The following is a 25083-nucleotide window of genomic DNA, read 5'->3' as shown; positions in this document are numbered from 1 at the left end:
CCACATTGGGTTCTGCGTTTATCTGAAAATCAGTGGTGTTTGAGTAATTTCGATTCCAGGTGATCCAGGTGTTGGGTCATCAAGGTGACGGCGGCCGTAGCATCCCGCTGCTCCAATGCCTCCACAATCGCCACATGCTCCTGCCACGCGCAATACGTGCAGGCCTTCGCTTCATATTGCGCAATGATCAGCGAAGTCAATGGCACCAGGCTGTTGAGAAACTGCGCCAGTGGCGCATTGCGGGCCATGGCCGCCAGTTGCAGATGAAATTCCCCCGATAAACGAATCGCCGGCCCACGCTGGTCTTTTTCAATGCACTCACGTTCCCGGGCAATCAGCTCACGCAACTGACGCAGCTGCGTCGGCGTGGCGTGCACGCAGGCCAGTTGCACCACGGTGATTTCGGTCAAGCGCCGGGCCTCGAGGATCTGCCGGGTTTGTTGGGCGTCTGGTGCTGCGACTTGGGCACGCTGGTTGGGGCGCAGGATGACGACTTGCTGATGGGACAGTTTGGCCAGGACGCGACGAATCACGCTGCGACTCACGCCAAAGCTTTCCCCCAGGCTTTCTTCGGTAAAGCGGCTCGCCGGGGCGATGCGTTGTTCAAGGATGGCGTCGAACAGGCGCGGGTAGATGTCGTCCACCGACGGCTTTTTACCACCGATCAAGCGCAGCGCAGGGAAGATAGGGTCGCGTTGTAACGCATAGGCGGTCATGGCCGGTCTCCGATAATTCAGCTGCCCAGATGGTCGTCCGGGATGTTCAAGCGAATGCCCATGCGCAGGCCTTCCTGGAGGATGTGCCGACGCATCTCGGCGCTGGCCAGGGCGCTGTTCTTGTTGCGGATGGCGCGCACCACCGCCTCGTTTTCCCGCAGGCGTTCGGCCAGGTGTTCCGGTGAGTTGCGCAGCACCTGGGCGCTTTGCTTGAGCGCGTTGCTGGTTTGTTGCACCACGTTCTGGAAGATCGGGTTGGACGTGAGGGCGAAGAGTTCTTCGTGGAAGCCGATGTAGGCGTTCATGCCGGCCTCGGCGTCCTCGGCGTCGAGGGCTTCGCGCATGTCCATCAGGGTCAGGCGCAGTTGGCCGACTTCCTTGCTGCTGATCGACTGGGCGACGAGGCCGACGATGAAGGGTTCGAGGGTGTAGCGCAGTTGCAGGATGTCTTCCAGGCTGGCGTCGGCCACGGCGTCGCTGGACTGCGGCTCGCTGACGCTGGTTTCCAGCACGACCACCCCTTTGCCGGGCATGGAGCGCACCAGGCCGAGGGTTTCGAGCACGATCACCGCCTCCCGCAGGCTTGGCCGGCTGATACCCATCTGTTCGGCAAGTTCACGCTGGCCAGGCAGCATTTCGCCCCTGCGCCACTGGCCCCGCGCCAAGGCGGCGCGCAGTTTTTCTACGACTGAATTGACGACGGTTGAGGTGCTGATCACGTCTACCTCTCCTTGATGTTGCGCATACGTTAGTTAATCCAGCGAAAATTTTCTGTGGGAGGGGGCTTGCCCCCTCCCACCTTTTAGAACTCCTGATGCGCCGGCAACACCGGCTTCTTGGCCTGGAAGGCATAGCCTTGCTGACCGTCCAGCACCTTGTTGGCGCGCTGGATATCGATGTCTTTTTCCCAACGGGCGATGGCCACGGTGGCCACGCAGTTACCGATCAGGTTGGTCAGCGCGCGGCCGATCCCCATGAACCAGTCCACCGCCAGCACCAGCACCAAACCCACTACCGGAATCGCCGGGATTGCCGTGAGTGTCGCCGCCAAAATCACCAGGGCCGAACCGGGAATGCCGTGGGCACCCTTGGAGGTGATCAGCGATACCAGCAGGATGGTCATCAGGTCGGTCATCGACAGCGGCGTGCCCGTGGCATTGGCGATAAACACGATGGCCAGCGTCAGGTAGATGGAGAAACCGTCGAGGTTGAACGAGTAACCCGTCGGAATCACCAGGCCCACGGTGGAGCTGCCAATGCCCAGGTGTTCGAGTTTACGCATGATCTGTGGCAGCACGGCGTCGGACGAAGCGGTGCCCATCACGATCAGCAGTTCTTCGCGCAGGTACTTGAGCAGCGGCAACATGCGCAGGCCGGACAGGCGCATCACCAAGCCGAGGATAATCCCGACAAACGCAAAGCAGGTCAGGTAGAACAGGCCCACCAGGCTGCCCAGGTGTTGCAGTGAGTCGATGCCGTAGGTGCTGGTGGTGAACGCGATGGCGCCGAACACGCCGATCGGCGCCAGGCGCACGATCATGCCCATGATGCGGAAGATCACATGGCTCAGCTCGTTGATCAGCCGCGAGATGCCCGAGGCCGCTTCACCCACCAGGTTCAGCGCACTGCCGAACAGCACCGAGAACAGCAGCACTTGCAGCACGTTGTTGTCGGCAAAGGCGCCGATCACCGAGTTGGGAATCAGGTCCATCAAGAATTGGCTGGTGCCTTTGATGTGCTGACCTTTATCGGCCAGTTCATTGAGGCCGGCGGACGACAACTGCTCCAGATGGATGTTGGCGCCGCTGCCAATCCCGGTGCTGAAGGCCATGATCAGGCCGATCACCAGGGCAACGGTGGTGAGGATTTCGAAGTAGATGACTGACTTGAGGCCGATGCGTCCGACTTTTTTCAAGTCGCCGGCACCGGAAATACCGCTGACCACCACGCAGAACACGATCAGGCCGATCAGCATTTTGATCAGCTTAATAAAGCCGTCACCCAGGGGTTTGAGTTGGGAGGAGAATTCGGGGAGGGCAAGGCCGCAAATGACGCCTAGCATCAGGCCAATCACGACTTGCAGGAAAATCGAACGCGAGCACCATCTGAGCATGGGAGGGATCTCTATTCGGTGCCCTGGTGGTTCCAGGGCTTAATTGTTGTGGTCATACCGGTAAGTCCAGTGCGGGGCCAGTCTACGCTCCGGTTTTTTGAAATCACAAGCAAAAATTCAGTGGTTGGCTGGACCCGGTCTGACCAGTTGGTCGCTGAGGTCGATGCTTGAGCGGTTGGCGAGCTGCAAATTTTTTCGCTTATCATCCCCCGCTGGGCACACGAGGTGATGGATGGACGGATCAGGGCTGACCACCGACGAAAGCGGGCAAACCCACTGCAGCTGGCGCACGTCTGCGCCGGAGTACCTGCATTACCACGACCAGGAATGGGGCGTGCCGGTGGTCGATGACATCCGGCTTTACGAGAAAATCTGCCTGGAAGGTTTCCAGGCTGGCATGGCCTGGATCACCATCCTGCGCAAGCGCGAGCAGTTTCGCAGGGCGTTCGAGGGCTTTGATTTTCGCCGGGTGGCGCAGTATGGCGAGGCGGATATTGAGCGCTTGATGCAGGACCCGGGCATCGTGCGCAATCGGGCCAAGATCGTGTCGGCCATCAACAACGCGCGCAGGGCCTGTGAGCTGGTGGATGAGACGGGGTCGCTGGCAGGCTGGCTGTGGGAGTTTGAGCCTGCCGCAGAGGAGCGCCCGACTGTCGTGGACATGGCTTACTGGACAGCCAACACCACTTCGCCGGCTTCCGTGCGCCTATCGAAAGCCTTGAAAAAACGCGGCTGGACCTACGTGGGCCCGACGACGATGTATGCGCTGATGCAGGCGATGGGGATGGTCAATGATCATCTGGAGGGTTGTGCCTGCCGGCCTCGCATCGATGAACTTCGGTGCCAATTCAAGCGCCCCTGAACACCCGGCAAAACACAGCTCTAACTGTGGGAGGAGGCTTGCCCCCTCCCACAGGTGTCCTGCGGTGTGGCTGATTATTGGGGCAGGGGGGTTAGCACCTCGGCCTTGTCATCCAGCACAATCACCACCAGCAACCTGGCTGGCTGGGTCTGGCTCGCATTGCTCGACTCAAAATGCCGCGAGCCGGCGGGTTCATAAAACGACTCGCCGACCTTGTAGGTCTTGGCCTTCTCATCATTGACCCGCGAGGTGACCGCGCCTTCCAGCACGTAGGCCACGGCCGTGCCGGTGTGGCTATGGGGCACCGTGGCTTGGCCAGGCTTGTATTCGACGGTGAGCATGATGGTTTTCTTGCCAGGCACGTTGGCCAGCGCATGCTCTTGCAGGATCTTGATGGATTCCTGGTTATAGACCGGTTCATGGGCGAAGGCGCTCAGGGAGGCGAGCATCAGGGTGGCAGCGAGCAGTGGTTTCATGACGAGTTTTCCGAGAGATTCGAGACCCCTTTACCCTACGCCCCGGTGTGTGGGTGACCAATGTCCAATCCGCCGGAAAATGCCCTAGCCAATCTGCTGGAGAATATCGCGCACCCGATCCAGCGCCGGGTCGATGTCCAGGGTCTCGATGGCGCCAAAACCGACGATCAGGCCCGAACGCACCGGCGCGTCATGGAAGAATACATCCAGCGGATACAAGCCCACCTCCACCTCGCGTGCCAGCGCGATCAGCAGCGGGATATCGACCGGCACCTTGCACAGTGCGGCCATGTGAAACCCGGCTACTGTCGGGATGGTTTCGAACCATGGCGACAAGTCGCCCGCCAGACGCTGCAGGATCCGCTCGCGTCGCCCGGCATACACCGTATGGCAGCGGCGGATGTGCTTGAGCAGGTAGCCTTCACTGATGAACTTGGCCAATGCCCACTGCGGCAGGGTGGAGCTGTGCTGGTCGGTGAGCTGCTTGGCCTTGAGCACGGCGCCGTGAATCGCCGGCGGCAGCACCGCGTAGCCCAGGCGCAGCTCGGGCAGCAAGGTTTTCGAAAAGGTCCCGACGTAGGTCACCACGCCGCGGGTGTCCATGCTTTGCAGTGAATCGGTGGGCCGGCCTTCGTAGCGGAATTCACTGTCGTAGTCGTCCTCGATGATGATTGCGCCCAGTTCGATGGCGCGCGCCAGCAAGGCTTCACGGCGCGCCTGGCTCATGGGCATGCCGAGGGGGAATTGGTGGGACGGCGTGACGTAGATCAAGCGCGTGCCGGCGGGAATCCTGTCGACCTGTATGCCCTGTTCATCCACCGGCACGCTGGCGACACTCGCTCCCATGGCCACGAACAGCTGGCGAGCGGGACTGTAGCCCGGGTCTTCCATGGCCACGATAGTGCCCGGCTCGAGCACCACGCGGGCGATCAGGTCCAGGGCCTGTTGCGCACCATTGGTGACCACGATGTCGCTGTCGCGGCACTTGACGCCGCGGGAGAACGCGATGTGTCCGGCAATCGCACTGCGCAGCGCCGGCACACCTTCTGGCTGGCTATAGAAACCGCTGTTCTGGGCGATGCGCCGCAGGGCGTCCTGGGCGCAGCGCCGCCATTCATCGGCGGGGAACTGGTTGCGGCTGGTGGCGCCACCGATGAATTCGTACCGCAAGGTGCTATCGCGGGTGGGGTGGCGCATGGGGGAGGGCAGAGATTGCCACTGCGCAAGGCTGGCGGCGCAGGCGAGGTCGGTCGCGGTTTGCACGCGGCCGGGCTGAGGCGCCCAGGCGTTGACGAAGGTGCCACGGCCAATCTTGCCCACCAGCAAGCCTTCATAGGTCAGGGTGGCGTAGGTGTCGGACACGGTTTTGCGTGAAATGCCCAGTTGTTCGGCGAGCAGGCGGCTGGGCGGCAGTTGGGCACCTGCGGCCAGGCGCCCGGAACTGATGGCTTCGCGCAGTTGTTGGTAAAGCTGTTCGGCCAGATCCTTGCGGCCATTGATTACGACGTGCAGTTCCATTGGGTGTCCTGTGGCTGGAGTACGCGGCTGGAATATATGCACCGCAGTTTGCGCCGTTGACGCTTCAGTATCGACCCGGTGCGCAGTTTGTGCGTGAGGGTTGTCAATGGAGTGCTATGGATGGGTGTTTCGCAAGACGAGGTTGTTCCGGCCTCAGTGCAGCGTCAACAGGCGTTGTTGGCCCTGGATGATACATGGGGGCCGCTCTCTATCGGCGAGACCGCGATCAGCCGAGTGGCCCTGGACCACATGGGTGTACGGTTGGGCAACGGGCCTGTTTCCCTTGATCGCTTGGGTCGGGCGCAGGCTGATCAGCGGTTGATTGATCAGGTAGGCGTGTCCGGGTCCCACTTCAAGACGTACCTGGCTTCTGCCAGCAGTGAAGCCTCCAGCCTGGCCTCAGGCGTGCTTTTCGAGCTGGCGTCGCTGCGCTCCGTGGCAGCACCCGCGCTGTTGCGCGGTGGCGACGCCGCAGACGCTACGTTGATGCGACTCGAGCGGCTGCTGTGCTCGGTGCAACGCGTCAATCTCAATGACACCAACAGGGTACAAAGCCTACCAGGCTGGGCGGACAAGGTTCGCAGTGGCAGCTATCAGACGGTGGGCGCAGGCCTGCAGCTATACGGCTTCTACAGTGCCATACGCGGCATCGGCGAGGCGATCAGGACGGGTGACTCCGGCGCGCTGCTGTTTGAGGGGGGCGCGTTCACCGCCGAAGTGCTTTCACTGGGGGTCGAGGTGGCGCTGGAGCGCGCCGGGGCCAAAATGATCGACGCTGCCCATACTGTGTATCACGGCTTCCGTGCATCACGGGCCGGCTTGTTGCTGATGCGAGGGGCTGGGCTGATGGCTGCGGTGCTGACCTTGCCGTTTGACATTGCGCAGGCCGTCACGGCGCTTTCAAGCGCAATCAAGTCCGAAGGCAAGGTGGCGCAGGACCTGTATGTCGAGGCTGGGCTCAGCCTCGCTGGCGCGGCCTTGAGTATGGCCCTGGGCGCCGCTGCGTTGGCGGGCTTCAGCGCCGCGGGGCCTGTGGGGTTGGTCGCCTCGGCGTTTCTGATCATTGGCGCCCGCGGCTATGCGGCGGCGCGGGTGGTGGATGATATCGACGACTACATCGAGTTGAGCACGCGCGACCGCCTGCGCACAGGCTGGTTTGCGTTCGTGGGGGTCGATCTGGATGAGAGCGTGCTGGACCGCTACAAGGTCGCCCGAGCCCGCAGCGCCTATGCGCAGGCTCTCAAGAACCAGGCCCGGGCGCTGCTTGACGGCGAGTTGAAGGACAGTGTGCAGGCCATCGTCAACGGTCGTTTTACTGTGCGACTGCAGACCCTGCGCCACTGGAAACACGCCTGGGATGAGGCAGCCGGTGAAAAACCCTATGCAGACGTCCGCGAACCCGCAGTCGAGGATGTAGACGACTACTTCGATGCGCGCAGGGCGGGGGCGATAAATGCCTTGCCCGAGGCTCACTGGGGCACCAAGGGGCCGGAAAAAGGCGTCGTGTGGCTGTTGGGCGGCGGCCACGATACGGTGATGGGTGTGCCTGGCAGCCCCAATCACTTTCGCTATGCCGGTGGCGCAAAATACCTGCTGGGTGGCAACGTGGACGATGAGTTCGTATTCGAGGTGCCCAGGGATACGTTTTCCGCCACCGGTAAGGCCGTCTACCCCTCGACAGTGATCGGCGGTACGGGAACCGATACGCTGAACCTGGCCGGCGAGCCTGAAGGGTGGGGGCGTGCGGGATTCAATGTGAATCTCGGGGCAGGCACCGTGCACCTGATTGCCGACTCTACGCGCCACGGCCTCAAGTGCATGGGGATTTGGGGCATCGAAAATATCTCGACCCTGCCTGGCGCTTCCAGCGTCGTCACCGGGAGTGCCGACGCCAACCGCATTGTGATGCAAGGCGAGCATGACAGCGTCGACGCGCAGGCCGGGGACGACCAGTTGTTGATTCTGGGCGCCAGCGCCCGTGTCGATGGGGGCCCGGGCGCGGATTACTATGAGGTCTCGGCGCGTACGCGAGAGGTGGTGATCGTGGAAGATGGCCAGCAGCAGAGCCTCATCTTGCTGAACTGGCCATTCAATCGCATCCAGCGCTGGTGGGTCGCAGGGACTGAGCTGAAGGTCGCGTCTACGTCGGGCCCTGATGGCGAGTCCCCCGGCCCCACGGTCACTGTCGAGGAGGTCTACCGGCTGCGTGAAGGCAAGCATCATTTGGCCAACAGGCTGTTGCGTTTTCTGTCCAGTGACGGGTACCGGATGACGCCATTGTTGCCCGAGGAACTGGACGCGCAAGGGGCGCTGGAGGTCAGCGTCGAGGTCATCGCACCGCCGGGCGCGAGCGTGTCGCCGACCTTTCTGGGCGCAGGCCAGTCGGTGGCACTGACGCAGGCCTCCCATGATTATTTTGTCGGCCGGGGAGTGGGTGAGTCGGTCATCGATGCATCGGCGAGCACGGATACTGCGCGATGTTGCTTGTATGTGGACTACGACAGCCATGAACTCTCAGGCGTCTACACCCGCTATCACGTGGCCACACGGCGCGAGCGCCATTTTGACTACCTGGATTACACCCGTGCCGAGATCAACTTTGTGATGGTCGATGGTCGCGTGCTGAGCCTCAGGGGATATGCCGCGCAACCCGCAGCGTCGTGGACAAGTGTGGGGGGACCGTTGCAGGGCGCGGCATTCAAGCCGCGAGCAGCCTGTGTGATCGTGATGCGCGATGGCGTGTCGTATCGGGTCATGCCGCCGGTGCAGTCCTACCTCAGCGATCACACCAGCCCTGGCCCCAAACGCATGGACGGTGCGGCGTCACTGAGCTTGAGATATGGCCACGCTGCATTCTTCACGCCGCAGCGTGCCAAAAGCATAAACCTGACCACGCAATCGCAACGGGTGGTCCTGGGTGAACCACCTCACCCCAACAGGTATGTGCTGTCAGGGCAGGGGGGCGTGTATGAAATCGAATTGAGGTCATGGGCGACGATTGAACTCGTCACGCCTGGCGCGGAGCCCCAGCAGGCTGATGGGTCCAAGTGGATCCTGTGTTGCTCCGGTTTGGTGGAAGACGTTGATCTGGACAACATTGCCTTTGAGAACGGGCAGTTGAGGATTGGCAGTGTTTCTGTTCAGGTGCATGCGCTCGTCGATCCTGACGCGCCGGTGGAGCACATCCAGATTCACGCCCGCCAGGGCCTGCAGTACGACGTAAGGCTGGACCTTGAAAAGGTTTTTATCGCCAGTGTGGTTGCTGCTGAAGGGCGCACGGTTGACGAACTGTTGAACGTGCTGCGCCATGGCCGGCAACGAAGCAGCGTATTCACGCCCTTTATCAGCGTGCCTTGCCTGAGCCTGAATGACGGTGGCGCAGGCGCCGTTTGCTACGACGTCGTGGCGGACCGTTGGACCCTGGTGACGGATAAAGCCAGGACCCTCTCATCTGAACAGTTGTCGATCTCATGAAGCAATTTACCTCGCCCGCCGTGCCGTCAGGCCCGGGGCACACGCCTGCACGCCCCACGGGCGCGGCGCCTCAACCCCGGGCGGCGTTTCCGGTCGTCGACTTTGCCCAGCGAGCCAGGTCGGAAGAGCCGAGCCCGCTTGAGGAAAACCCGTCACTGGCGATGTTTGGTGCCACTTACCAGCGCATTTCCGATTTGCCGTCTCCGCCCGCTGTAAGGCAAAGTCCGGTGTTTGCGCCTCACGGCGACCCCATCCCCGGCCCCGATCCCGACACCGGGTTGCGTCGCCATGCATCGCGCGATTATGTGGACATGGATGATGGGACAACCGTCAGGGTCACCCGTGACCCGGCGACCGGCGAGTGGCGTGAGAGGCTGCCGGACGTGCGTGTGGCGCGCGGTCCGGCCTTGCACTGGGCCATGCAGACGACTACGTGGCGCAGCGGTTCTCCGGCCAGTTCCTCGGCGTCTTCGTCTCCTGGGGTCAGCCGCAGCACCTCGACATCGTCACTCAGCCATGGCGCGTCATCGTCTTCGCTGTCCAACGCGATCAGCCCTGTGGGTTTGGGGAGTGCCAGGCGCGTCGACCCGATCTGGAATATCAGTCAGTACAAGGTGCCGACGAACCCCACGCAGCCCGGTCTCCCTACCCCTGCAGGGTACAAGTCCTTGATGATCGGCCATGAACAATACTTCGTGAACGCCCACTTCGGGGCTGTATCCCTGACAGCGCCCCACGCTGCGCCGCATATCTATTCAGTCGCGCTGGCCAAGGTTGGCAGGGTGACGGATGAAGGTTTGTACCGGTTGAACGATGGACGTCATTTTCTTCCTGTGGACAGCGATTTCTGCGCGGTGGCATTTGACAGTCATCACCTGCGCTGGAAAATCACCGGGCCACCGGGATCGCCAGTACCGACCATCTTGATTGAAACGGGCAGTGCGCCGGACAAATGGGTCCCGGTCATGGCAGTGGCCGACGTCGACGATTTGTTTCAATCGGCACGCGGGGTCAAGGGTTATCCCGGGCAGGTCGGCCCGGTTGATCTGGTGAACAGCAGTGTCGATAAACACGTGTATGGGTATATGCAAGGTTATCTTCGGCAGATCATCAGCGCGTGCGATCCGGCCATTCACAGGGCGTCGGTGGCGAATAAAGGCCAACTGATAGATGACTATATCTGGACGCATGGCTACCCCTACGACTGCCTGGCATCCATTCACAGTGCAGTGCAAGCGGGTCGGCCGATAGCGCCCGGAATGCCGGTATTCGATGCGTTTCAGGGGCTGGGCGCGGTCAGGTGCTCCAAGGACGGCAACTTCAACGTAGGCAGGGTCAACCCCTATACCCAACTCAGTTATCCGGACAGGCGCAGGTCGGCCGCCGAGGATGCTTTGTTGGCCGAGTGGAAAACCCATCGGGACGCCAGGGACAACAGGCGTAAAGGAGCACTGAATGAACAGATGTATGCAACCCGATTGCAGGAGGACGGTTACAGGTTTCTGGATGGCGGAACCTACGGAGGTGGGCAGAATGGCTTCGATCGGGTGTTTGAGGGCCCGGCGGGTCATGTCTACATCCTCGAAGCCAAGCACGTCGGCACTACGTCAAGCGGCCATCCGGGCAACGCCAAACTGGCGATGACGACGAATGCGTTTCAAATGACCGACAAATGGGTGGACGAGGTGCTCGCCCATTCCGACTCCGGCAAGCCCGCCGTCAGCAAAGTCAACGCTGCAAGGTCACGTGGTCAACTGTTCAAAGTGTTGGGTACGACGACCGAAGACGGCAAGCTCATCCTGTTCAGGATTGATATGAGCCCGGTGGAGTTCTAATGATTGAAGGTGTCCGTCGGGAGCGGGTAGCGGCCCGCCCCCGAAACGGTCCTCAGGACAAGAAACCACCATCAACATTCAACGATACGCCGGTGGTGTAGCTGGACGCATCGCTGGCCAGGAACAACACGGCGCCTGCCATTTCGCTCGGGTCGGCCACGCGCTTGAGCGGGATCTGCGCGAGGGCCATCTTGAGGATTGCGTCGTTCTTGACCAGCGCCGAAGCGAACTTGGTGTCCGTGAGGCCCGGCAGCAGCGCATTGCAGCGGATGCCAAACTCGGCGCATTCCTTGGCGAACACCTTGGTCATGTTGATCACGGCGGCCTTGGTCACCGAGTAGATGCCTTGGAACACGCCCGGCGAGATGCCGTTGATCGAAGCGACGTTGATGATGCTGCCGCCACCGTTCTCGCGCATCAGCTTGCCGGCTTCCACCGACATGAAGAAGTAGCCACGGATGTTCACGTCCACGGTCTTCTGGAACGCACCGAGGTCGGTGTCCAGTACGTTGCAGAATTGCGGGTTGGTCGCGGCATTGTTGACCAGGATATCCAGGCGGCCGAACTGCTCGCGGATGCCGGCGAACACGTGGCTGATCTGCTCCATCTCGCCGATATGGCAGGCAACGGCGGTGGCCTTGCCACCGTCGGCGATGATCGCGTCGGCGACGTGCTGGCAGCCTTCGAGCTTGCGGCTCGAGACGATCACATGGGCACCTTGCTGGGCCAGCAACTTGGCGATGGCTTCGCCGATCCCGCGGCTGGCGCCGGACACAAAGGCGATCTTGCCGTCGAGGTCGAACAGGTTGGTCTTGGACATAGCGGTTCCTTGTTATGGGCGTTCAGAGCGCGGATTTGCCGATGACATTCAGGCTCATCTGCTCCAGCAGCTTGTTCATGTGGATGAACTGCGCAAAGCGTTTGTCCTGGGTCTGGCCATGGAAGAAGCGGTAGTAGATCTGCTGCACGATGCCGGCCAGGCGGAACAGGCCGTAGGTGTAGTAGAAGTCGAAATTGTCGATCTGGATGCCCGCACGCTCGGCGTAGTAATCGACGAACTGGCGGCGGGTGAGCATGCCGGGGGCGTTGCTCGGCTGGCGGCGCATCAGTTGCACCGGGGCCGGGTCGTCGGCTTCGATCCAGTAGGCGAGGGTGTTGCCCAGGTCCATCAGCGGGTCGCCGAGGGTGGTCAGCTCCCAGTCCAGCACGCCGATGATTTGCATCGAGTTGTGCGGGTCGAGGATCACGTTATCGAAACGGTAGTCGTTGTGCACGATGCTGGACGTTGGGTGATCGGCGGGCATCTTGTCGTTGAGCCAGGCACGTACCGCTTCCCAGCGCGGGGCGTCGGGGGTCAGCGCTTTTTCGTAGCGGTCGCTCCAGCCACGGATCTGACGCTCGACATAGCCTTCGGGCTTGCCCAGGTCGGCCAGGCCACAGGCGCTGTAGTCCACTTGGTGCAGCTCGACGAACTTGTCGATGAAGCTTTTGCACAGGGCTTCGGTCTTGGCCGCGTCCAGGCCCAGTTCGGGCGGCAGGTCCGAGCGCAGGATGATGCCGTTGACCCGCTCCATCACATAGAACTCGGCGCCGATCACCGCGTCGTCGGTGCAATGCACGTAGGCCTTGGGGCAGTACGGAAAGCCGTCCTTGAGCTGGTTGAGAATGCGGTACTCACGGCCCATGTCATGGGCGGACTTGGCCTTGTGGCCAAAAGGCGGGCGGCGCAGGACGAATTCCTGGCCAGGGTACTCGAGCAAGTAGGTCAGGTTGGAGGCACCGCCATGAAACTGGCTGATGGCAGGCGTGCCGGTGAGGCCAGGGATATGGGCCTTGAGGTAAGGGTCGATCAGGCTGGCATCAAGTTCTTCGCCGGGTCGAATCTGGGTCGATTGGTCGTTAAGCGCCATGCGTATCCCTTCTGCTTATTCTTAAGGCCTTGGACTATTTCCTAATCTAATGCGCGCAACCGCCCAGCGACAAGGTCGGGGCGGCTTAATAGGTTAGCGTGTTGGATGATGATCAGCGTGCCTGATCGGTCATTTTACAGGCGCGGGGAGGGCGACAGGCGTGAGCACCGGGCGGCCGGCGAAGTACTCCACCAGGTTGTCTGCCACCCGTTGCACTGTGTCGTGCGCCGCTTCCGGCGACAGGCCGGCGACGTGGGACGTGAGCACGGTGTTGCCCAGGCGCTTGAGCGCATCGGGCACCTTGGGTTCGTCGTCGAAAACGTCCAGTGCGGCGCCGCCGATGCGGCGCTGTTCGAGGGCGGCCACCAGATCGTCGGTCACCACCACGCTGCCCCGGCCGATATTCACCAGGTAGCCATTGGGGCCCAGTGCGTCGAGGGCGCGGCGGTCGATCAAGTGGCGGGTGCCCGGGCCGCCGGGGGTGGCCAGCACCAGGAAGTCCGAGGTGCGCGCCAGCTCGACCGCTGTGGCGCAGTAGGTGTAATCCACGTCATCGCGGGGCGAGCGGTTGTGATAGCTCACGTCCATGCCGAAACCCAGCGATGCGCGCTTGGCGATTTCCAGGCCCACGGCGCCCAGGCCGAGGATGCCCAGTTGCTTGCCGCCCAGGGAGGGGCGCATGACCTTGGGCCATTCGTTGCGTCGCACCGCCGCATCGGTCTGCGGGATGCCGCGCACCAATGACAGCAGCAAGGCCATGGCGTGGTCCGCCACCGACGGCGCGTTCACACCGGCGCCGTTGGTTACCACGATTGCGCGATTGCTGGCGGCTTGCAGGTCCACATGCTCGTAGCCTGCGCCGATCACGCAGATGATCTCCAGCAGGGGCAGGGCGGCGATTTCCTCGGCGTACAAACCCAGGGGGCCACGGGTGAGCACGGCCTTGATCTGGCCCCCGTGGGCCTTGATGGCCTGGGCGCGTTCGGCGGGTGTCGGTGCCAGGATCACATGAAAGTCATTGCTCTCGATGATTTGCAGGTATTCGTTGATGGTTTCAACCAGGACCAGGACAGTGGTGGACATCGGAACGCTCTTCCTTGGGGGTTTGAGACCCCCAGTATGCGGGATTTGCGGATTGTAGGAGCGAGCTTGCTCGCGAAAAACCCGATTGCGACGCGGGGTCTCTGATTGCCCGCGTCAGCATTGGCGAATGTCGCGAGCAAGCTCGCTCCTACGAGGGTGACGCACTCAAAAAGCGACTTCGTTCGCTTTCACGCGTTTAACGAACGCTCCTGCCAACGTGGCATTGTGATGCTCGATAATCGCTTCGGCGCTCAATGCCGGAGTGTCCATGCAGGTATGGGCATCTTCCGGCAGCACCACGGAAAACCCCAGCTCCGCAGCCACCCGGCAAGTGGTGTCGATGCAGAATTGGGTTTTCATGCCCACGATCACCAGCTCGTTGACCTGCGCGGCTTTCAACTGTGGCGCGAGATCGGTGCCCAGGAAGCAACTGGGTCGAGTCTTGTTGAAGAACACGTCGCGAGACTCATCGACAGCCACGCCGGGCCAGACCTGCCAGAGCGGGCTGCCCGCTGCAATCGGCGATCCGGCGGGCCCGGTGTGTCGAGCGACGAAGATCGGCGCACCGGCGGTACGGGCCTGAGCGATCAACTGGTTGATCGTGCCAAGCACGCGTTCACGCTCGTAAGGCTTTTGCGGCCCATCGTACAGGCCTGTTTGCATATCGATGATCAGCAGGGCGTCAGCCATGGTGTTACTCCTTGTAGTTGCCGGGCGGACGGCGCAATAAAAAGGCCCCGTCCATTGCTGGCGGGGCCTTGGGTTGAATCTGTGAAGTGTCTAGCTCATGCACCCACAGTCACCGCGCGACCCGCCGGAAGCGGTCGTGGTGCTGGTACGGGTGAGGTAGGGCTGAGCACGTTTCATGCACCGATCATGCTGAGCGGGGGAGTAGTTTGTCAACAAATGTGTCTAGATTTCCGGCGGCGTGTCGCTGCACGGCGCCACCGTTCCTCAGCTAAGTCTTTGCTTATTCACAAGAATCCCGGACAATCCGGGCCCTTCTATGGTCGGGGCGCTGCCTGTCAGGTTTTTCTGACTCGTCCCGGCCGTGTAAATGCGGAGATCCGACCGGATGAATGATCAGGCCAATAGCGTGGGCGAACGCTATGCAACGACACCTGCAACCCTTACAAGCTGGAGCCGCCAGGACACCACCTGGATGCTGGGCTTGTTCGGCACGGCCATTGGCGCCGGTACCCTGTTTTTGCCAATCAACGCGGGCCTGGGCGGTTTCTGGCCGCTGCTGATCCTGGCACTGCTGGCTTTTCCGATGACGTTCTTTGCCCACCGTGGCCTGACCCGTTTCGTCCTGTCCGGGCGTGAGGGTTCCGACATCACCGACGTGGTCGAAGAGCACTTCGGCATCAAGGCTGGCGCGCTGATCACCTTGCTGTACTTCTTCGCGATCTTCCCGATCCTGCTGATCTACAGCGTGGCCCTGACCAACACGGTCGGCAGCTTCATGGAGCACCAACTGCACATCATGCCGCCGCCACGGGCGCTTCTGGCGTTCGTGCTGATCCTCGGCCTGCTGGCCGTGGTGCGTTGTGGTGAGCAGGTGATCGTCAAGGCCATGAGCCTGATGGTGTACCCATTCATCGTCGCCTTGCTGTTTCTGGCGGTTTACCTGATCCCGCATTGGACCGGTGGCATCCTCAGCACCGCCAGTGAAGTACCGGCGCCGTCCGCGTTGCTCAGCACGCTGTGGCTGGCGATCCCGGTGATGGTGTTTTCGTTCAACCATTCGCCGATCATCTCCGCCTTTGCGGTTGACCAGAAGCGCCAGTATGGAGCCCACGCTGACGAGCGCAGTTCGCAGATCCTGTCCCGCGCGCACCTGCTGATGGTGGTGATGGTGCTGTTCTTCGTGTTCAGCTGCGTGCTGACCCTGTCGCCGGCCCAGTTGGCTGAAGCGAAGGCGCAGAACCTGTCGATCCTGTCGTACCTGGCCAACCACTTCGACAACCCGACCATCGCCTTCGCCGCGCCGCTGATTGCGTTTGTGGCGATTGCCAAGTCGTTCCTGGGCCACTACATCGGCGCCAGTGAAGGCCTCAAGGGTTTGGTGCTGAAGACCGGTCGCCGTCCGGCGCCCAAGACGCTGGACCGCATGACAGCGGCGTTCATGCTGGTGGTGTGCTGGATCGTTGCCACGCTGAACCCGAGCATCCTGGGCATGATCGAAGCCCTGGGTGGCCCGGTGATTGCGTCGATTCTGTTCCTGATGCCGATGTACGCGATTCGCAAGGTGCCAGCCATGGCCAAGTACCGTGGGCAGGCTTCCAATGTGTTCGTCACGGCGGTAGGTCTGGTGGCGATTACGGCCGTGGTGTATTCGCTGGTTGCTTGAGCTGTAACGCTACTCTCAAGGCTGTAAATATCCCAATGTGGGAGGGGGCTTGCCCCTCCCACATTGGGTTTTCGGTGTTGCAAATACTGTATTTCAGGCATAAAAAAACGCCGCGTATCGTTCGATACGCGGCGTTTTTTATTGCATCAACACTTTAGGCTTGAATCACCGGGATGTTGGCGCTTGCTGCGATCTTGCGGAACTCGGCGATCTGGTCGAAGTTCAGGTAGCGGTAAACGTCACTGGCCATGGTGTCCAGTTTCGCTGCGTAACCCATGTACTCTTCAACCGTCGGCAAGCGACCCAGGGTAGAAGCCACCGCCGCCAACTCAGCCGAGGCCAGGTAGACGTTAGCACCATCACCCAGACGGTTCGGGAAGTTACGGGTCGACGTCGACACAACCGTCGAGTTCGGTTCTACACGTGCCTGGTTACCCATGCACAGCGAGCAGCCCGGCATTTCCATGCGCGCGCCAGCCTTGCCGTAGATGCCGTAGTAGCCTTCTTCGGTCAGTTGGTGAGCGTCCATCTTGGTCGGCGGCGACAGCCACAGACGGGTTGGCAGCTGACCCTTGACCTGTTCCAGCAGCTTGCCGGCCGCGCGGAAGTGGCCGATGTTGGTCATGCACGAACCGATGAACACTTCGTCGATCTTCTCGCCGGCAACGCTCGACAGCAGACGGGCATCGTCCGGGTCGTTCGGTGCGCAGAGGATCGGCTCGTTGATTTCCGACAGGTCGATCTCGATGACTTCGGCGTATTCGGCGTCGGCATCGGCTTCCATCAGTTCCGGGTTGGCAACCCAGGCTTCCATCGCTTGGGCGCGACGTTCCAGGGTGCGTGCATCGCCGTAGCCTTCGCCGATCATCCAGCGCAGCAGGGTGATGTTGGAGTTCAGGTACTCGGTGACGGACTCTTTCGACAGTTTGATGGTGCAACCGGCAGCCGAACGTTCGGCCGAGGCGTCGGACAGCTCGAAAGCCTGCTCCAGCGTCAGGTCGTTCAGGCCTTCGATTTCCAGGATGCGGCCGGAGAAGGCGTTTTTCTTGCCTTTTTTCTCTACCGTCAGCAGACCCGACTGGATCGCGTAGTAAGGAATGGCATGCACCAGGTCACGCAAGGTGATGCCAGGCTTCATCTTGCCTTTGAAGCGCACCAGGATCGATTCCGGCATGTCCAGTGGCATGACGCCAGTGGCTGCGGCGAACGCGACCAGACCGGAACCGGCCGGGAACGAGATGCCCATCGGGAAACGGGTGTGGGAGTCACCACCGGTACCGACGGTGTCCGGCAGCAGCATGCGGTTCAGCCAGCTGTGGATGATGCCGTCGCCTGGACGCAGCGATACACCGCCACGCGTCATGATGAAGTCAGGCAGGGTGTGGTGGGTGGTCACGTCGATCGGCTTTGGATAGGCCGCGGTGTGGCAGAAGGACTGCATCACCAGGTCGGTCGAGAAGCCCAGGCACGCCAGGTCTTTCAGTTCGTCACGGGTCATCGGACCGGTGGTGTCCTGAGAACCCACGGTGGTCATCTTCGGTTCGCAGTAGGTGCCAGGACGAACGCCTTTGCCTTCTGGCAGGCCGCACGCCTTGCCGACCATTTTCTGGGCCAGGGTGAAGCCTTTGCCGGTATCGACAGGCGCTTCAGGCAGCTTGAACAGGTCGGTTGGGCCCAGGCCCAGCTCGGCACGGGCCTTGTCGGTCAGGCCGCGGCCGATGATCAACGGGATACGGCCGCCGGCGCGGACTTCGTCCAACAGCACCGGAGTCTTCATTTCGAAGGTGGTGATGACTTCGTCGGTACCGTGCTTGCAGACTTTGCCAGCATGCGGGTACAGGTCGATCACGTCGCCCATGTTCATGTTGGAAACGTCGAACTCGATAGGCAGTGCGCCCGCATCTTCCATGGTGTTGTAGAAGATCGGAGCGATCTTGCTGCCGAAGCAGAAGCCGCCAGCACGCTTGTTCGGCACGTAGGGAACGTCGTCGCCGAAGAACCACAGTACGGAGTTGGTCGCCGACTTACGGGACGAACCGGTACCGACCACGTCACCGACGTAGGCGATCGGGAAGCCTTGGCCGCGCATCTCTTCGATCTGCTTCATCGGGCCGGTCTTGCCTTGCTCGTCCGGTACGATGCCTTCGCGGGCCATTTTCAGCATGGCCAGCGCGTGCAGCGGGATGTCAGGGCGGGACCAGGCGTCCGGGGCAGGGGACAGGTCGTCGGTGTTGGTTTCGCCGGTGACCTTGAACACGCGCAGGCTGATCTTGTCGGCCAGGGTCGGGCGGTTCTTGAACCACTCGCCGTCAGCCCAGGACTGGATCACGGCCTTGGCGTGATCGTTGCCGTTCTTGGCTTTTTCGGATACGTCGTGGAACGCATCGAACATCAGCAGGGTGTGCTTGAGTTGGGCGGCGGCGACAGGTGCCAGTTCGGCATCGTCCAGCAGCTCGACCAGGGTCACGATGTTGTAGCCGCCTTGCATGGTGCCGAGCAGTTCAACAGCGCGTTTCTTGTCGATCAGGGGGGAAGTGACTTCGCCCTTGGCCAGGGCAGACAGGAAACCGGCCTTGACGTAGGCAGCTTCGTCAACGCCTGGTGGAATGCGGTTGGTGATCAGGTCAACGAGGAATTCTTCTTCGCCAGCCGGAGGATTTTTCAGCAGCTCGACCAGGCCTGCGGTTTGTTCGGCGTTAAGCGGCTGGGGAACAATACCCAGGGCTGCACGCTCTTCGATATGTTTGCGGTAGGCTTCAAGCACAGTTATTACCCTCATCAGTGGTCCCACGGGACGCTCATCCAGAAATGAACGGCACGCATGCGCTCGGGGGCTTTTTGGGCCGCAAAGCCAGCGCTGCCGGCATTCCTCACAGAAGCTGCTTTCAAAGTTTTACGCCTGCAGAACGGGGCTGATGAGGGTTGGCGAGGGGCTTGACCTACCGAGTCAAGACCCGCGCCAACACCGTTCTGAAGGAACGACTGTGCTCGTGACGCTTTGAAAACAGCTTCCAGCGGATTATTGGCGCCTTACAAGGCCGGATGATTCTACGGCAAAAAAAATCTAAAGGTAAGTTGCCTGGCCAAGTTTGCAGGGTGATCAAGGTTAGACAAAGGGCTAACATGGCGCACTGTTTCGCTGATCTGTGTGTCGCTGCCCATGTCCAACCAAGCCATCAAAACCCCCTGCGTAGGCCTGTGCTCCACGGTCTACGGCGATCTTGTGTGCCGTGGCTGCAAGCGGTTTCACCACGAAGTGATCCAGTGGAACGGCTACAACGAAGAACAAAAACGTGCGGTCTGGCTGCGCCTGGAGCAACTGCTGGTGCAGGTGATGGCCGGCAAGCTGGAAGTTTTCGACCCCAAGCGGCTGCGCGGGCAGCTGGAGCAACGCAAGATCCGCTTTGTGCCACACCAGTCCGAATACTGCTGGGCCTACCAGTTGATTGCACGGGGCGCGCGGGTGATTTCAAATCTGGAGGCTTACGGCATGGTGCTGCTACCGGAGTTTCGCGAGTGGCCGTTGCCGGATTTGCGTGATGCCATTGATCGGGAGTTTTTTATCCTCTCCGAAGCGCATTACCAGCGGTATATCGCGCCGGGGTTTTTGAAAGACGTGTTTTCTGACTGAAAACACCATTCCAATGTGGGAGGGGGCAAGCCCCCGATGGCAGCCTTTCAGCACCGGATGTACTGGCTGATACACCGCTATCGGAGGCAAGCCCCCTCCCACATGTTGGTCTCCATCGCTTTCAGGGCTGGGTGGCGAGTTCTTCCAGGTGATCCATCAGCGTCTGCGGCTTGAGCACCAGCACATCGCTTTCCAAGGCGTCCAGCACCACCTCTGCGGTATTGCCGATCAATGCGCCGGTGATACCGGTACGCCCCACGGTGCCGATGATGGTCACGGCGGCACGCAGAGTGTGCGCCAGGTGCGGAATCAACACGTCCGCAGGGCCTTCCTCGATGTGCAGGTGCTTGTCGTCCACGTCGAACTCGGCCTGGAACGCCCGGCATTGCTCGCGATACCGCGCCTCGATGGTTTCCCTGAGTTGGAACGTGGGGTCCGCCGCCGACAGCATGGGCGACGGGTGGGCGCTGATCACATGCAATTGCGCCTTGGCCAGGTGGGCAATATCGAAGCCGTGGTCGATGATCGCGTTATGCAGCGTGCGATGGTCCTCATCGCTGTTACCCACATCGATAGCGGCCAGAATCACGCCGCCCGCCCACGGGGTGGCCGTCTTGACCAGTAGCACCGCCGCCGGGCAATAGCGCAGCAACTTCCAGTCCGCCGGGGTCAACAGGGCCTTTTTCAGCGGGCTGTCGGGGAAGTGCTGCTTGATCACCAGCCCACAGCCTTCAGCCTGCTGCACCTCGATGATGGTGTCATGCAGGCTGTCATTCCACGCCTGTTCGGTGGTCACGCCGTAGCCGTCCTCCTGCAAGCCCGCCTTGAGCAGGCTCAGCAATGCCGAATGCTCGTGTTTCTTGTCGCACACCAACAAATGCAGGTGCGCGCCCGTCACCCCGGCGATCAGCTTGGCGCGTTTGAGGGCCAGGCTCTCCGAATGCTCGGGCTCGATGACCACCAGGATGCTGCGGATGGCTTGCATGTTCGGGTTCTCCACGAAGAGGGGCATGAGACAACTATAGTTGCTGCCCGCCAGACGGCATGTTGATGCACATCAAGGCCTGTGGCTGGTGGTCTGCGGCGTGGTCGGTATAATCAGCGCCCTTTTGTGATCCTTTTGCCCGTGAGCCCGATGAACCTGCCAGAAATCCACGAATTCCTCGGTTGCCGCACCCCCGATGCCTGGGTCCAGGCTGCGCTGGCCGATCAGGAAACCCTGCTGATCGACCACAAGAACTGCGAATTCAAAGCCGCCAGCACCGCCCTCAGCCTGATGGCCAAGTACCACGGCCATGTCGACCTGATCAACATGATGTCGCGCCTGGCCCGCGAAGAGCTGGTGCACCACGAACAAGTCATGCGCCTGATGAAAAAGCGCAAGGTCGAGCTGCGCCAGTTGCATGCCGGCCGCTACGCCTCCGCGCTGCGCAAGGTTGTGCGCAGCCACGAGCCGGTGAAGCTGGTGGATACCCTGGTGGTCGGTGCCTTCATCGAAGCCCGCAGTTGCGAGCGTTTCGAAGCACTGGTGCCGCATTTGGACGAAGAACTCGGCAAGTTCTATTTCGGCCTGCTCAAAAGCGAAGCGCGGCACTTCCAGGGTTACCTGAAACTGGCCTACCAGTATGGTGACGCCAAGGACATCGCTCAGGTGATCGAGCGGGTGAGGGCGGCGGAGCAGGAACTGATTGAGTCACCCGACATCGAGTTTCGCTTTCACAGCGGCGTGCCGGCTTGAGGCCACTGCCACGCCGATCAGCGCGGTGATTCCCGCCAGCAGCAGAATCACCGTTTGCGTGCCCATGGGGGCGGCCAACAGCGCGACCGCCAACCCGGCCAGCGGCTGTGGCAGGTTGTTGAGCAGGGTGATCACGCCGACGGTCTTGCCGAAGTCCTGCACCGGAATGACCTTCTGGCGCACGCTGCGCATGTACACGCTGTACATCTTGTCGAAGCCGATCACCAGCAGGAAACCCACGCAGTAGGCCCACAGGCTGGGGCTGATCGCCATGACCAGTGCGCCGAGCGCAATCAATCCGTAGGACACCCCCCCGAGCCTGTTTAAGGGCAGGGTGGCGCGAGCCAGGTAGAACAGAATCACGATGGTCACCAGCGCGCCGGCGGCTTGCAATGCGGCATAGGCGTCCTTGCCTGCGTCGAAGTGGCCTGTGACCATGGCCGCAGAGGTCGCCAGCGTCACGCCGATGATCAAGTTCACGCCCACCGTCAGTGCAATCAGGCGTTTCAGGCCGGGCAGGGTGCGGATGTGTCCGACGGCGATGCGCAACGGTTGCAGCCAGATGTCCCGATGCTGGGCGAATACTGCCAGGCTGATCGTGTTGGTACGCTGCCACACGCGCATGGCCAGGTCCGCCAGCACGAATAGCCCGCCAACGCCCAGCACTACCCAATGCCACGGCCCGATGTCCAATAACAACGCCGCCACCAGCGGGCCCAGCACCAGGCCGCTCTGATCGGCGATTTGTGAATAGGACAGGGTTTTGGCATAGCTGTACTGCTGGAAGATATGGGGCATCAGGACTTCGCGCGCCATGATGCCCTGGGTGGTCAGCACGCCACACAGCGCCGAGAGCAGCACCAGCCAGTAAATGCCGTCAAATGCCACGTACAGCGCCACGGCCACCAGGCAGGCAAGCGCGCGGTAGACCTGGCTGATGTGCAGGATCCGCACGGGTGAATATTTGTCGCATAACGCCCCGCACACCGGGAACGCCAGGAACCGTGGCAGCGACTCGACGAAAAAGGCCAATCCCGCCAGGGATGCGCTTTGGGTCGTTTGAAACACGATCAACGGCACGATGAACAGCAGGATCTGGTCCGCCAACCGCGATACGAACAGCGAAACGAAAAACGCCAGGTAATCCTTGCGCATACAACTCCTTGTACTTCGCACGCGTGCGAACGAGCCGGCAGCCTCTTGCGTGGAAACACAGCGCTGGCAAGCGGTGCTCCTACAAGTCCAACGCGGACAGGATGGCGTGGGCGACCTTCACGCGTTCGGCATTCGGGTAGTTCTTGTTGGCCAATATCACCACGCCCACTTTTTTGCTCGGTACGTAAGCCACGTATGCACCAAATCCATTGGTGGACCCGGTCTTGTTCACCAGGGTACCGGGTTGGAGCGCCTGTGGCGGGGTAAGCCAATTGACCGGGTGCGGTTCCATGGCCATTTTTGTCGAGTTGCCGTCTACCAGGGCGTCAAGCTGGATCGGGTACGGGTACATTTCCCAACCCAGCCCTTGGGTCATGCCGTCGACGCTGTAGTAACCGGTATGGGTGATCGCGATGGCCTGTCGCAACGCTTTGTCCAGGTGTGCCGGGTTCATGTTGACCTGCACGTAATGCAGCAGGTCAGCAGCGCTGGTCTTGACGCCGTAGGCTTCGCTGTCCAGGGCGCCGGGCCCCACGCGCACGGGCTTGCCGTCCTTGCCGTAGCCTTGGGCATACAGGCTCATCTGGTCCTTTGGAACCTTGAGGAACGTGTGCTTGAGGCCCAGTTTCGGCAGCAGGGTATTCTCCATCAGCGGGTCGAAAGGCTGCTTCAGGCTTTGTGCTGCCAGGTAGCCGAACAGGCCCAGGCTCGGGTTGGAATACAAACGGCGGGTACCGGGGGCGAACTCGGGTTTCCACTGCTGGTAATAGCCGACCATGTGTTCGGCATTGTCTGCGGCCTGCGGAAATTGCAAAGGCAGCCCGCCGGCCGTGTAGGTGCCGAGGTTGAGCACGCTGACGTGGTCGAACTGGCTGCCACGCAACGCGGGCAGGTAGTGGCTGGCGCGGTCGGACAGTGTCAGCGTGCCGCTGGCCACGGCGTAGCCGGCGAGGGTGGCGGTGAAGGTCTTGCTGACCGAGCCGATTTCAAACAGGGTGTTTTCGCTGACCGGGGCCTGCGTGTCCTTGTCGGCAACGCCGTAGTTGAAGTAACGCGTCTTGCCCTCCTGTACGACGCCGACCACGACGCCTGCAATCGACTGCTGTTGCATCAGAGGCTTGACGCGGGCGTCTACCACCGCGCGCAGATCGCTCGCCGCCTGGGCGTGACCGACCGCCAGCGCCATCGCCAGTACGGTGAGCTTCAAAGTGTGTCGGTACATTAGGGTGTTCCGTGGCAGTCAGATACAAGCACGCAAGCCTACCAAATGCGCGCTAGGCCAGGTACTTGCGAAACCACTCCAGTGTCCTTTCCCACGCCAGATTGGCCGCCGCCTCGTCATACCTGGGCGTCGAGTCGTTGTGGAACCCGTGGTTGGCACCTTTGTAGATATACGCTTCATACGGGGTGCCTGCCGCCTTCAAGGCCTGTTCGTATGCCGGCCAACCCTCATTGATCCGGGTGTCCAGTTCGCCAAAGTGCAGCAGGATGGGCGCCTTGATGCGTGCCACGTCCTTTGCCTCTGGCTGGCGCCCATAGAACGACACGGCCGCACCGAGCTCCGGATACGCCACCGCCGCCGCATTGGTGACGCCGCCGCCATAACAGAAACCGGTGATGCCGACTTTGCCGGTACTGCTGTCGTGGTGCATCAACCATTCGATGGCGGCGAAGAAGTCGTTCATCAGCTTGGTCGGGTCAACCGTCTGTTGCAGCGCCACGCCTTTTTCGTCATTGCCGGGGTAGCCGCCTACCGACGTCAGGCCATCTGGCGCCAGGGCGATGAACCCGGCCTTGGCCAGGCGCCGCGCGACGTCCTCGATATAGGGGTTGAGGCCACGGTTCTCGTGGACCACAACCACGGCCGGCAACTTGCCGGCAGCCTTGGCCGGGCGCACCAGGTAGCCGCGCACGGTGCCGTTGCCTTTGGGTGAGGGGTAGGTGATGTAGTCGGCGACGATGTCCGGGTCGGTGAATTTCACTTGCTCGGCCAGCGCGTAATTGGGGCTGAGGGCTGCCAGCAGCGCCGAGGCGGTCAGGCCGCCGAAGGTGAACAGTGCGGCGCGATCGAGAAACTCCCGGCGGTTGATCTTGCCGTGGGCATAGCCGTCGTAGAGTTCCAGCAGTTCGGGGGCAAAGTCTTTCGCGGTGAGACGCGTCATCGGTGCAATCCTCGATTCCAGGGCGGGCGACTACTCTGTTTAGCAGGACATGGGCAG

Annotated in this window: 20 protein-coding genes; 6 read left to right on the top strand and 14 right to left on the bottom strand. The window is 61.4% G+C overall.

What is annotated here, in order from left to right; translation table 11 throughout:
• Positions 1 to 29: 29 nt before the first annotated feature.
• The 3 genes from CQ041_RS07360 to CQ041_RS07350 form a co-directional block, all read right to left on the bottom strand.
• A complete protein-coding gene (locus tag CQ041_RS07360) occupies positions 30 to 716 on the bottom strand; it encodes a GntR family transcriptional regulator (protein WP_105521796.1) in 687 nt (228 codons plus the stop codon).
• Between the two features lie 17 nt (positions 717 to 733).
• Complete coding sequence (locus CQ041_RS07355; RefSeq protein WP_105521795.1) at positions 734 to 1435, bottom strand: FadR/GntR family transcriptional regulator; 702 nt, start codon at positions 1433 to 1435, stop codon at positions 734 to 736.
• Positions 1436 to 1518: 83 nt separating this feature from the next.
• Entirely contained in the window at positions 1519 to 2844 is a 1326-nt protein-coding gene (locus CQ041_RS07350) for a C4-dicarboxylate transporter DctA (RefSeq protein WP_177429369.1), read from the bottom strand.
• A gap of 217 nt (positions 2845 to 3061) precedes the next feature.
• Here CQ041_RS07350 and CQ041_RS07345 point away from each other — a divergent pair, with 217 nt between their 5' ends.
• Positions 3062 to 3691 carry a DNA-3-methyladenine glycosylase I gene (locus CQ041_RS07345; protein WP_105521793.1) on the top strand — a complete coding sequence of 210 codons (630 nt, stop codon included), beginning with the start codon at positions 3062 to 3064 and terminating at the stop codon, positions 3689 to 3691.
• Between the two features lie 74 nt (positions 3692 to 3765).
• Here CQ041_RS07345 and CQ041_RS07340 read toward each other — a convergent pair whose 3' ends face one another.
• Both CQ041_RS07340 and CQ041_RS07335 read right to left on the bottom strand, forming a co-directional pair.
• A complete protein-coding gene (locus tag CQ041_RS07340; RefSeq protein ID WP_105521792.1) occupies positions 3766 to 4167 on the bottom strand; it encodes a cupin domain-containing protein in 402 nt (133 codons plus the stop codon).
• An 84-nt stretch (positions 4168 to 4251) separates the two neighbouring features.
• The gene (locus CQ041_RS07335; RefSeq protein WP_105521791.1) at positions 4252 to 5685 is read right to left on the bottom strand and encodes a PLP-dependent aminotransferase family protein; all 1434 of its coding nucleotides are present in this window, start codon (positions 5683 to 5685) and stop codon (positions 4252 to 4254) included.
• A 120-nt stretch (positions 5686 to 5805) separates the two neighbouring features.
• Between CQ041_RS07335 and CQ041_RS07330 the strand changes: the two genes are divergently transcribed.
• The gene (locus CQ041_RS07330) at positions 5806 to 9159 is read left to right on the top strand and encodes a type I secretion protein (RefSeq protein ID WP_105521790.1); all 3354 of its coding nucleotides are present in this window, start codon (positions 5806 to 5808) and stop codon (positions 9157 to 9159) included.
• The gene (locus CQ041_RS07325) at positions 9156 to 10994 is read left to right on the top strand and encodes a hypothetical protein (RefSeq protein ID WP_105521789.1); all 1839 of its coding nucleotides are present in this window, start codon (positions 9156 to 9158) and stop codon (positions 10992 to 10994) included. Before CQ041_RS07330 ends, CQ041_RS07325 begins: the two co-directional genes overlap by 4 nt.
• Positions 10995 to 11046: 52 nt before the next feature.
• Here CQ041_RS07325 and CQ041_RS07320 read toward each other — a convergent pair whose 3' ends face one another.
• From CQ041_RS07320 to CQ041_RS07305, 4 genes are all read right to left on the bottom strand, one after another.
• Positions 11047 to 11814 carry an SDR family oxidoreductase gene (locus CQ041_RS07320; RefSeq protein ID WP_105521788.1) on the bottom strand — a complete coding sequence of 256 codons (768 nt, stop codon included), beginning with the start codon at positions 11812 to 11814 and terminating at the stop codon, positions 11047 to 11049.
• A 22-nt stretch (positions 11815 to 11836) separates the two neighbouring features.
• Entirely contained in the window at positions 11837 to 12904 is a 1068-nt protein-coding gene (locus CQ041_RS07315) for a phosphotransferase family protein (protein WP_105521787.1), read from the bottom strand.
• Between the two features lie 129 nt (positions 12905 to 13033).
• Positions 13034 to 13987 carry a 2-hydroxyacid dehydrogenase gene (locus tag CQ041_RS07310; RefSeq protein ID WP_105521786.1) on the bottom strand — a complete coding sequence of 318 codons (954 nt, stop codon included), beginning with the start codon at positions 13985 to 13987 and terminating at the stop codon, positions 13034 to 13036.
• Positions 13988 to 14152: 165 nt separating this feature from the next.
• The gene (locus CQ041_RS07305; protein ID WP_105521785.1) at positions 14153 to 14677 is read right to left on the bottom strand and encodes a cysteine hydrolase family protein; all 525 of its coding nucleotides are present in this window, start codon (positions 14675 to 14677) and stop codon (positions 14153 to 14155) included.
• 385 nt (positions 14678 to 15062) lie between these two features.
• Between CQ041_RS07305 and CQ041_RS07300 the strand changes: the two genes are divergently transcribed.
• On the top strand, positions 15063 to 16340 hold the full coding sequence (locus CQ041_RS07300) for a serine/threonine transporter (RefSeq protein ID WP_105521784.1): 1278 nt from the start codon (positions 15063 to 15065) through the stop codon (positions 16338 to 16340).
• Between the two features lie 154 nt (positions 16341 to 16494).
• Here CQ041_RS07300 and acnB read toward each other — a convergent pair whose 3' ends face one another.
• Positions 16495 to 19104: a bifunctional aconitate hydratase 2/2-methylisocitrate dehydratase gene (gene acnB / locus CQ041_RS07295; RefSeq protein ID WP_105521783.1), complete on the bottom strand. Its 2610-nt coding sequence runs from the start codon at positions 19102 to 19104 to the stop codon at positions 16495 to 16497.
• 396 nt (positions 19105 to 19500) lie between these two features.
• Here acnB and CQ041_RS07290 point away from each other — a divergent pair, with 396 nt between their 5' ends.
• The gene (locus CQ041_RS07290) at positions 19501 to 19971 is read left to right on the top strand and encodes a DUF1289 domain-containing protein (RefSeq protein WP_105521782.1); all 471 of its coding nucleotides are present in this window, start codon (positions 19501 to 19503) and stop codon (positions 19969 to 19971) included.
• Positions 19972 to 20092: 121 nt separating this feature from the next.
• Here CQ041_RS07290 and CQ041_RS07285 read toward each other — a convergent pair whose 3' ends face one another.
• On the bottom strand, positions 20093 to 20956 hold the full coding sequence (locus CQ041_RS07285; RefSeq protein WP_105521781.1) for a universal stress protein: 864 nt from the start codon (positions 20954 to 20956) through the stop codon (positions 20093 to 20095).
• A 150-nt stretch (positions 20957 to 21106) separates the two neighbouring features.
• Here CQ041_RS07285 and CQ041_RS07280 point away from each other — a divergent pair, with 150 nt between their 5' ends.
• Positions 21107 to 21709 (top strand): tRNA-(ms[2]io[6]A)-hydroxylase, encoded by a 603-nt coding sequence (locus tag CQ041_RS07280; RefSeq protein ID WP_105521780.1) that lies wholly within the window; start codon positions 21107 to 21109, stop codon positions 21707 to 21709.
• Here the strand turns inward: CQ041_RS07280 and CQ041_RS07275 are convergent.
• The 3 genes from CQ041_RS07275 to yghX form a co-directional block, all read right to left on the bottom strand.
• The gene (locus CQ041_RS07275) at positions 21665 to 22864 is read right to left on the bottom strand and encodes an MFS transporter (protein ID WP_105521779.1); all 1200 of its coding nucleotides are present in this window, start codon (positions 22862 to 22864) and stop codon (positions 21665 to 21667) included. The two genes, CQ041_RS07280 and CQ041_RS07275, sit on opposite strands and share 45 nt — an antisense overlap.
• Before the next feature lie 79 nt (positions 22865 to 22943).
• Positions 22944 to 24086 (bottom strand): class C beta-lactamase, encoded by a 1143-nt coding sequence (gene ampC / locus CQ041_RS07270; protein ID WP_105521778.1) that lies wholly within the window; start codon positions 24084 to 24086, stop codon positions 22944 to 22946.
• A 52-nt stretch (positions 24087 to 24138) separates the two neighbouring features.
• On the bottom strand, positions 24139 to 25026 hold the full coding sequence (gene yghX / locus CQ041_RS07265; RefSeq protein WP_105521777.1) for a YghX family hydrolase: 888 nt from the start codon (positions 25024 to 25026) through the stop codon (positions 24139 to 24141).
• Positions 25027 to 25083: the final 57 nt, after the last annotated feature.

This window comes from Pseudomonas sp. MYb60, assembly GCF_002979555.1.
Lineage (GTDB): Bacteria > Pseudomonadota > Gammaproteobacteria > Pseudomonadales > Pseudomonadaceae > Aquipseudomonas.
Note: the sequence above shows the minus strand (reverse complement) of the source record. Positions and strands in the feature narration are given on the sequence as shown.

Coding starts and splice junctions, on each gene's coding strand:
- CQ041_RS07345 (WP_105521793.1), top strand. CDS start 3,062: ATGGACGGATCAGGGCTGACCACCGACGAAAGCGGGCAAACCCACTGC.
- CQ041_RS07315 (WP_105521787.1), bottom strand. CDS start 12,904: ATGGCGCTTAACGACCAATCGACCCAGATTCGACCCGGCGAAGAACTT.
- CQ041_RS07300 (WP_105521784.1), top strand. CDS start 15,063: ATGAATGATCAGGCCAATAGCGTGGGCGAACGCTATGCAACGACACCT.
- yghX (WP_105521777.1), bottom strand. CDS start 25,026: ATGACGCGTCTCACCGCGAAAGACTTTGCCCCCGAACTGCTGGAACTC.
- CQ041_RS07360 (WP_105521796.1), bottom strand. CDS start 716: ATGACCGCCTATGCGTTACAACGCGACCCTATCTTCCCTGCGCTGCGC.
- ampC (WP_105521778.1), bottom strand. CDS start 24,086: ATGTACCGACACACTTTGAAGCTCACCGTACTGGCGATGGCGCTGGCG.
- CQ041_RS07330 (WP_105521790.1), top strand. CDS start 5,806: ATGGGTGTTTCGCAAGACGAGGTTGTTCCGGCCTCAGTGCAGCGTCAA.
- CQ041_RS07305 (WP_105521785.1), bottom strand. CDS start 14,677: ATGGCTGACGCCCTGCTGATCATCGATATGCAAACAGGCCTGTACGAT.
- CQ041_RS07285 (WP_105521781.1), bottom strand. CDS start 20,956: ATGCAAGCCATCCGCAGCATCCTGGTGGTCATCGAGCCCGAGCATTCG.
- CQ041_RS07310 (WP_105521786.1), bottom strand. CDS start 13,987: ATGTCCACCACTGTCCTGGTCCTGGTTGAAACCATCAACGAATACCTG.
- CQ041_RS07325 (WP_105521789.1), top strand. CDS start 9,156: ATGAAGCAATTTACCTCGCCCGCCGTGCCGTCAGGCCCGGGGCACACG.
- CQ041_RS07340 (WP_105521792.1), bottom strand. CDS start 4,167: ATGAAACCACTGCTCGCTGCCACCCTGATGCTCGCCTCCCTGAGCGCC.
- CQ041_RS07290 (WP_105521782.1), top strand. CDS start 19,501: ATGTCCAACCAAGCCATCAAAACCCCCTGCGTAGGCCTGTGCTCCACG.
- CQ041_RS07320 (WP_105521788.1), bottom strand. CDS start 11,814: ATGTCCAAGACCAACCTGTTCGACCTCGACGGCAAGATCGCCTTTGTG.
- CQ041_RS07335 (WP_105521791.1), bottom strand. CDS start 5,685: ATGGAACTGCACGTCGTAATCAATGGCCGCAAGGATCTGGCCGAACAG.
- CQ041_RS07280 (WP_105521780.1), top strand. CDS start 21,107: ATGAACCTGCCAGAAATCCACGAATTCCTCGGTTGCCGCACCCCCGAT.
- CQ041_RS07275 (WP_105521779.1), bottom strand. CDS start 22,864: ATGCGCAAGGATTACCTGGCGTTTTTCGTTTCGCTGTTCGTATCGCGG.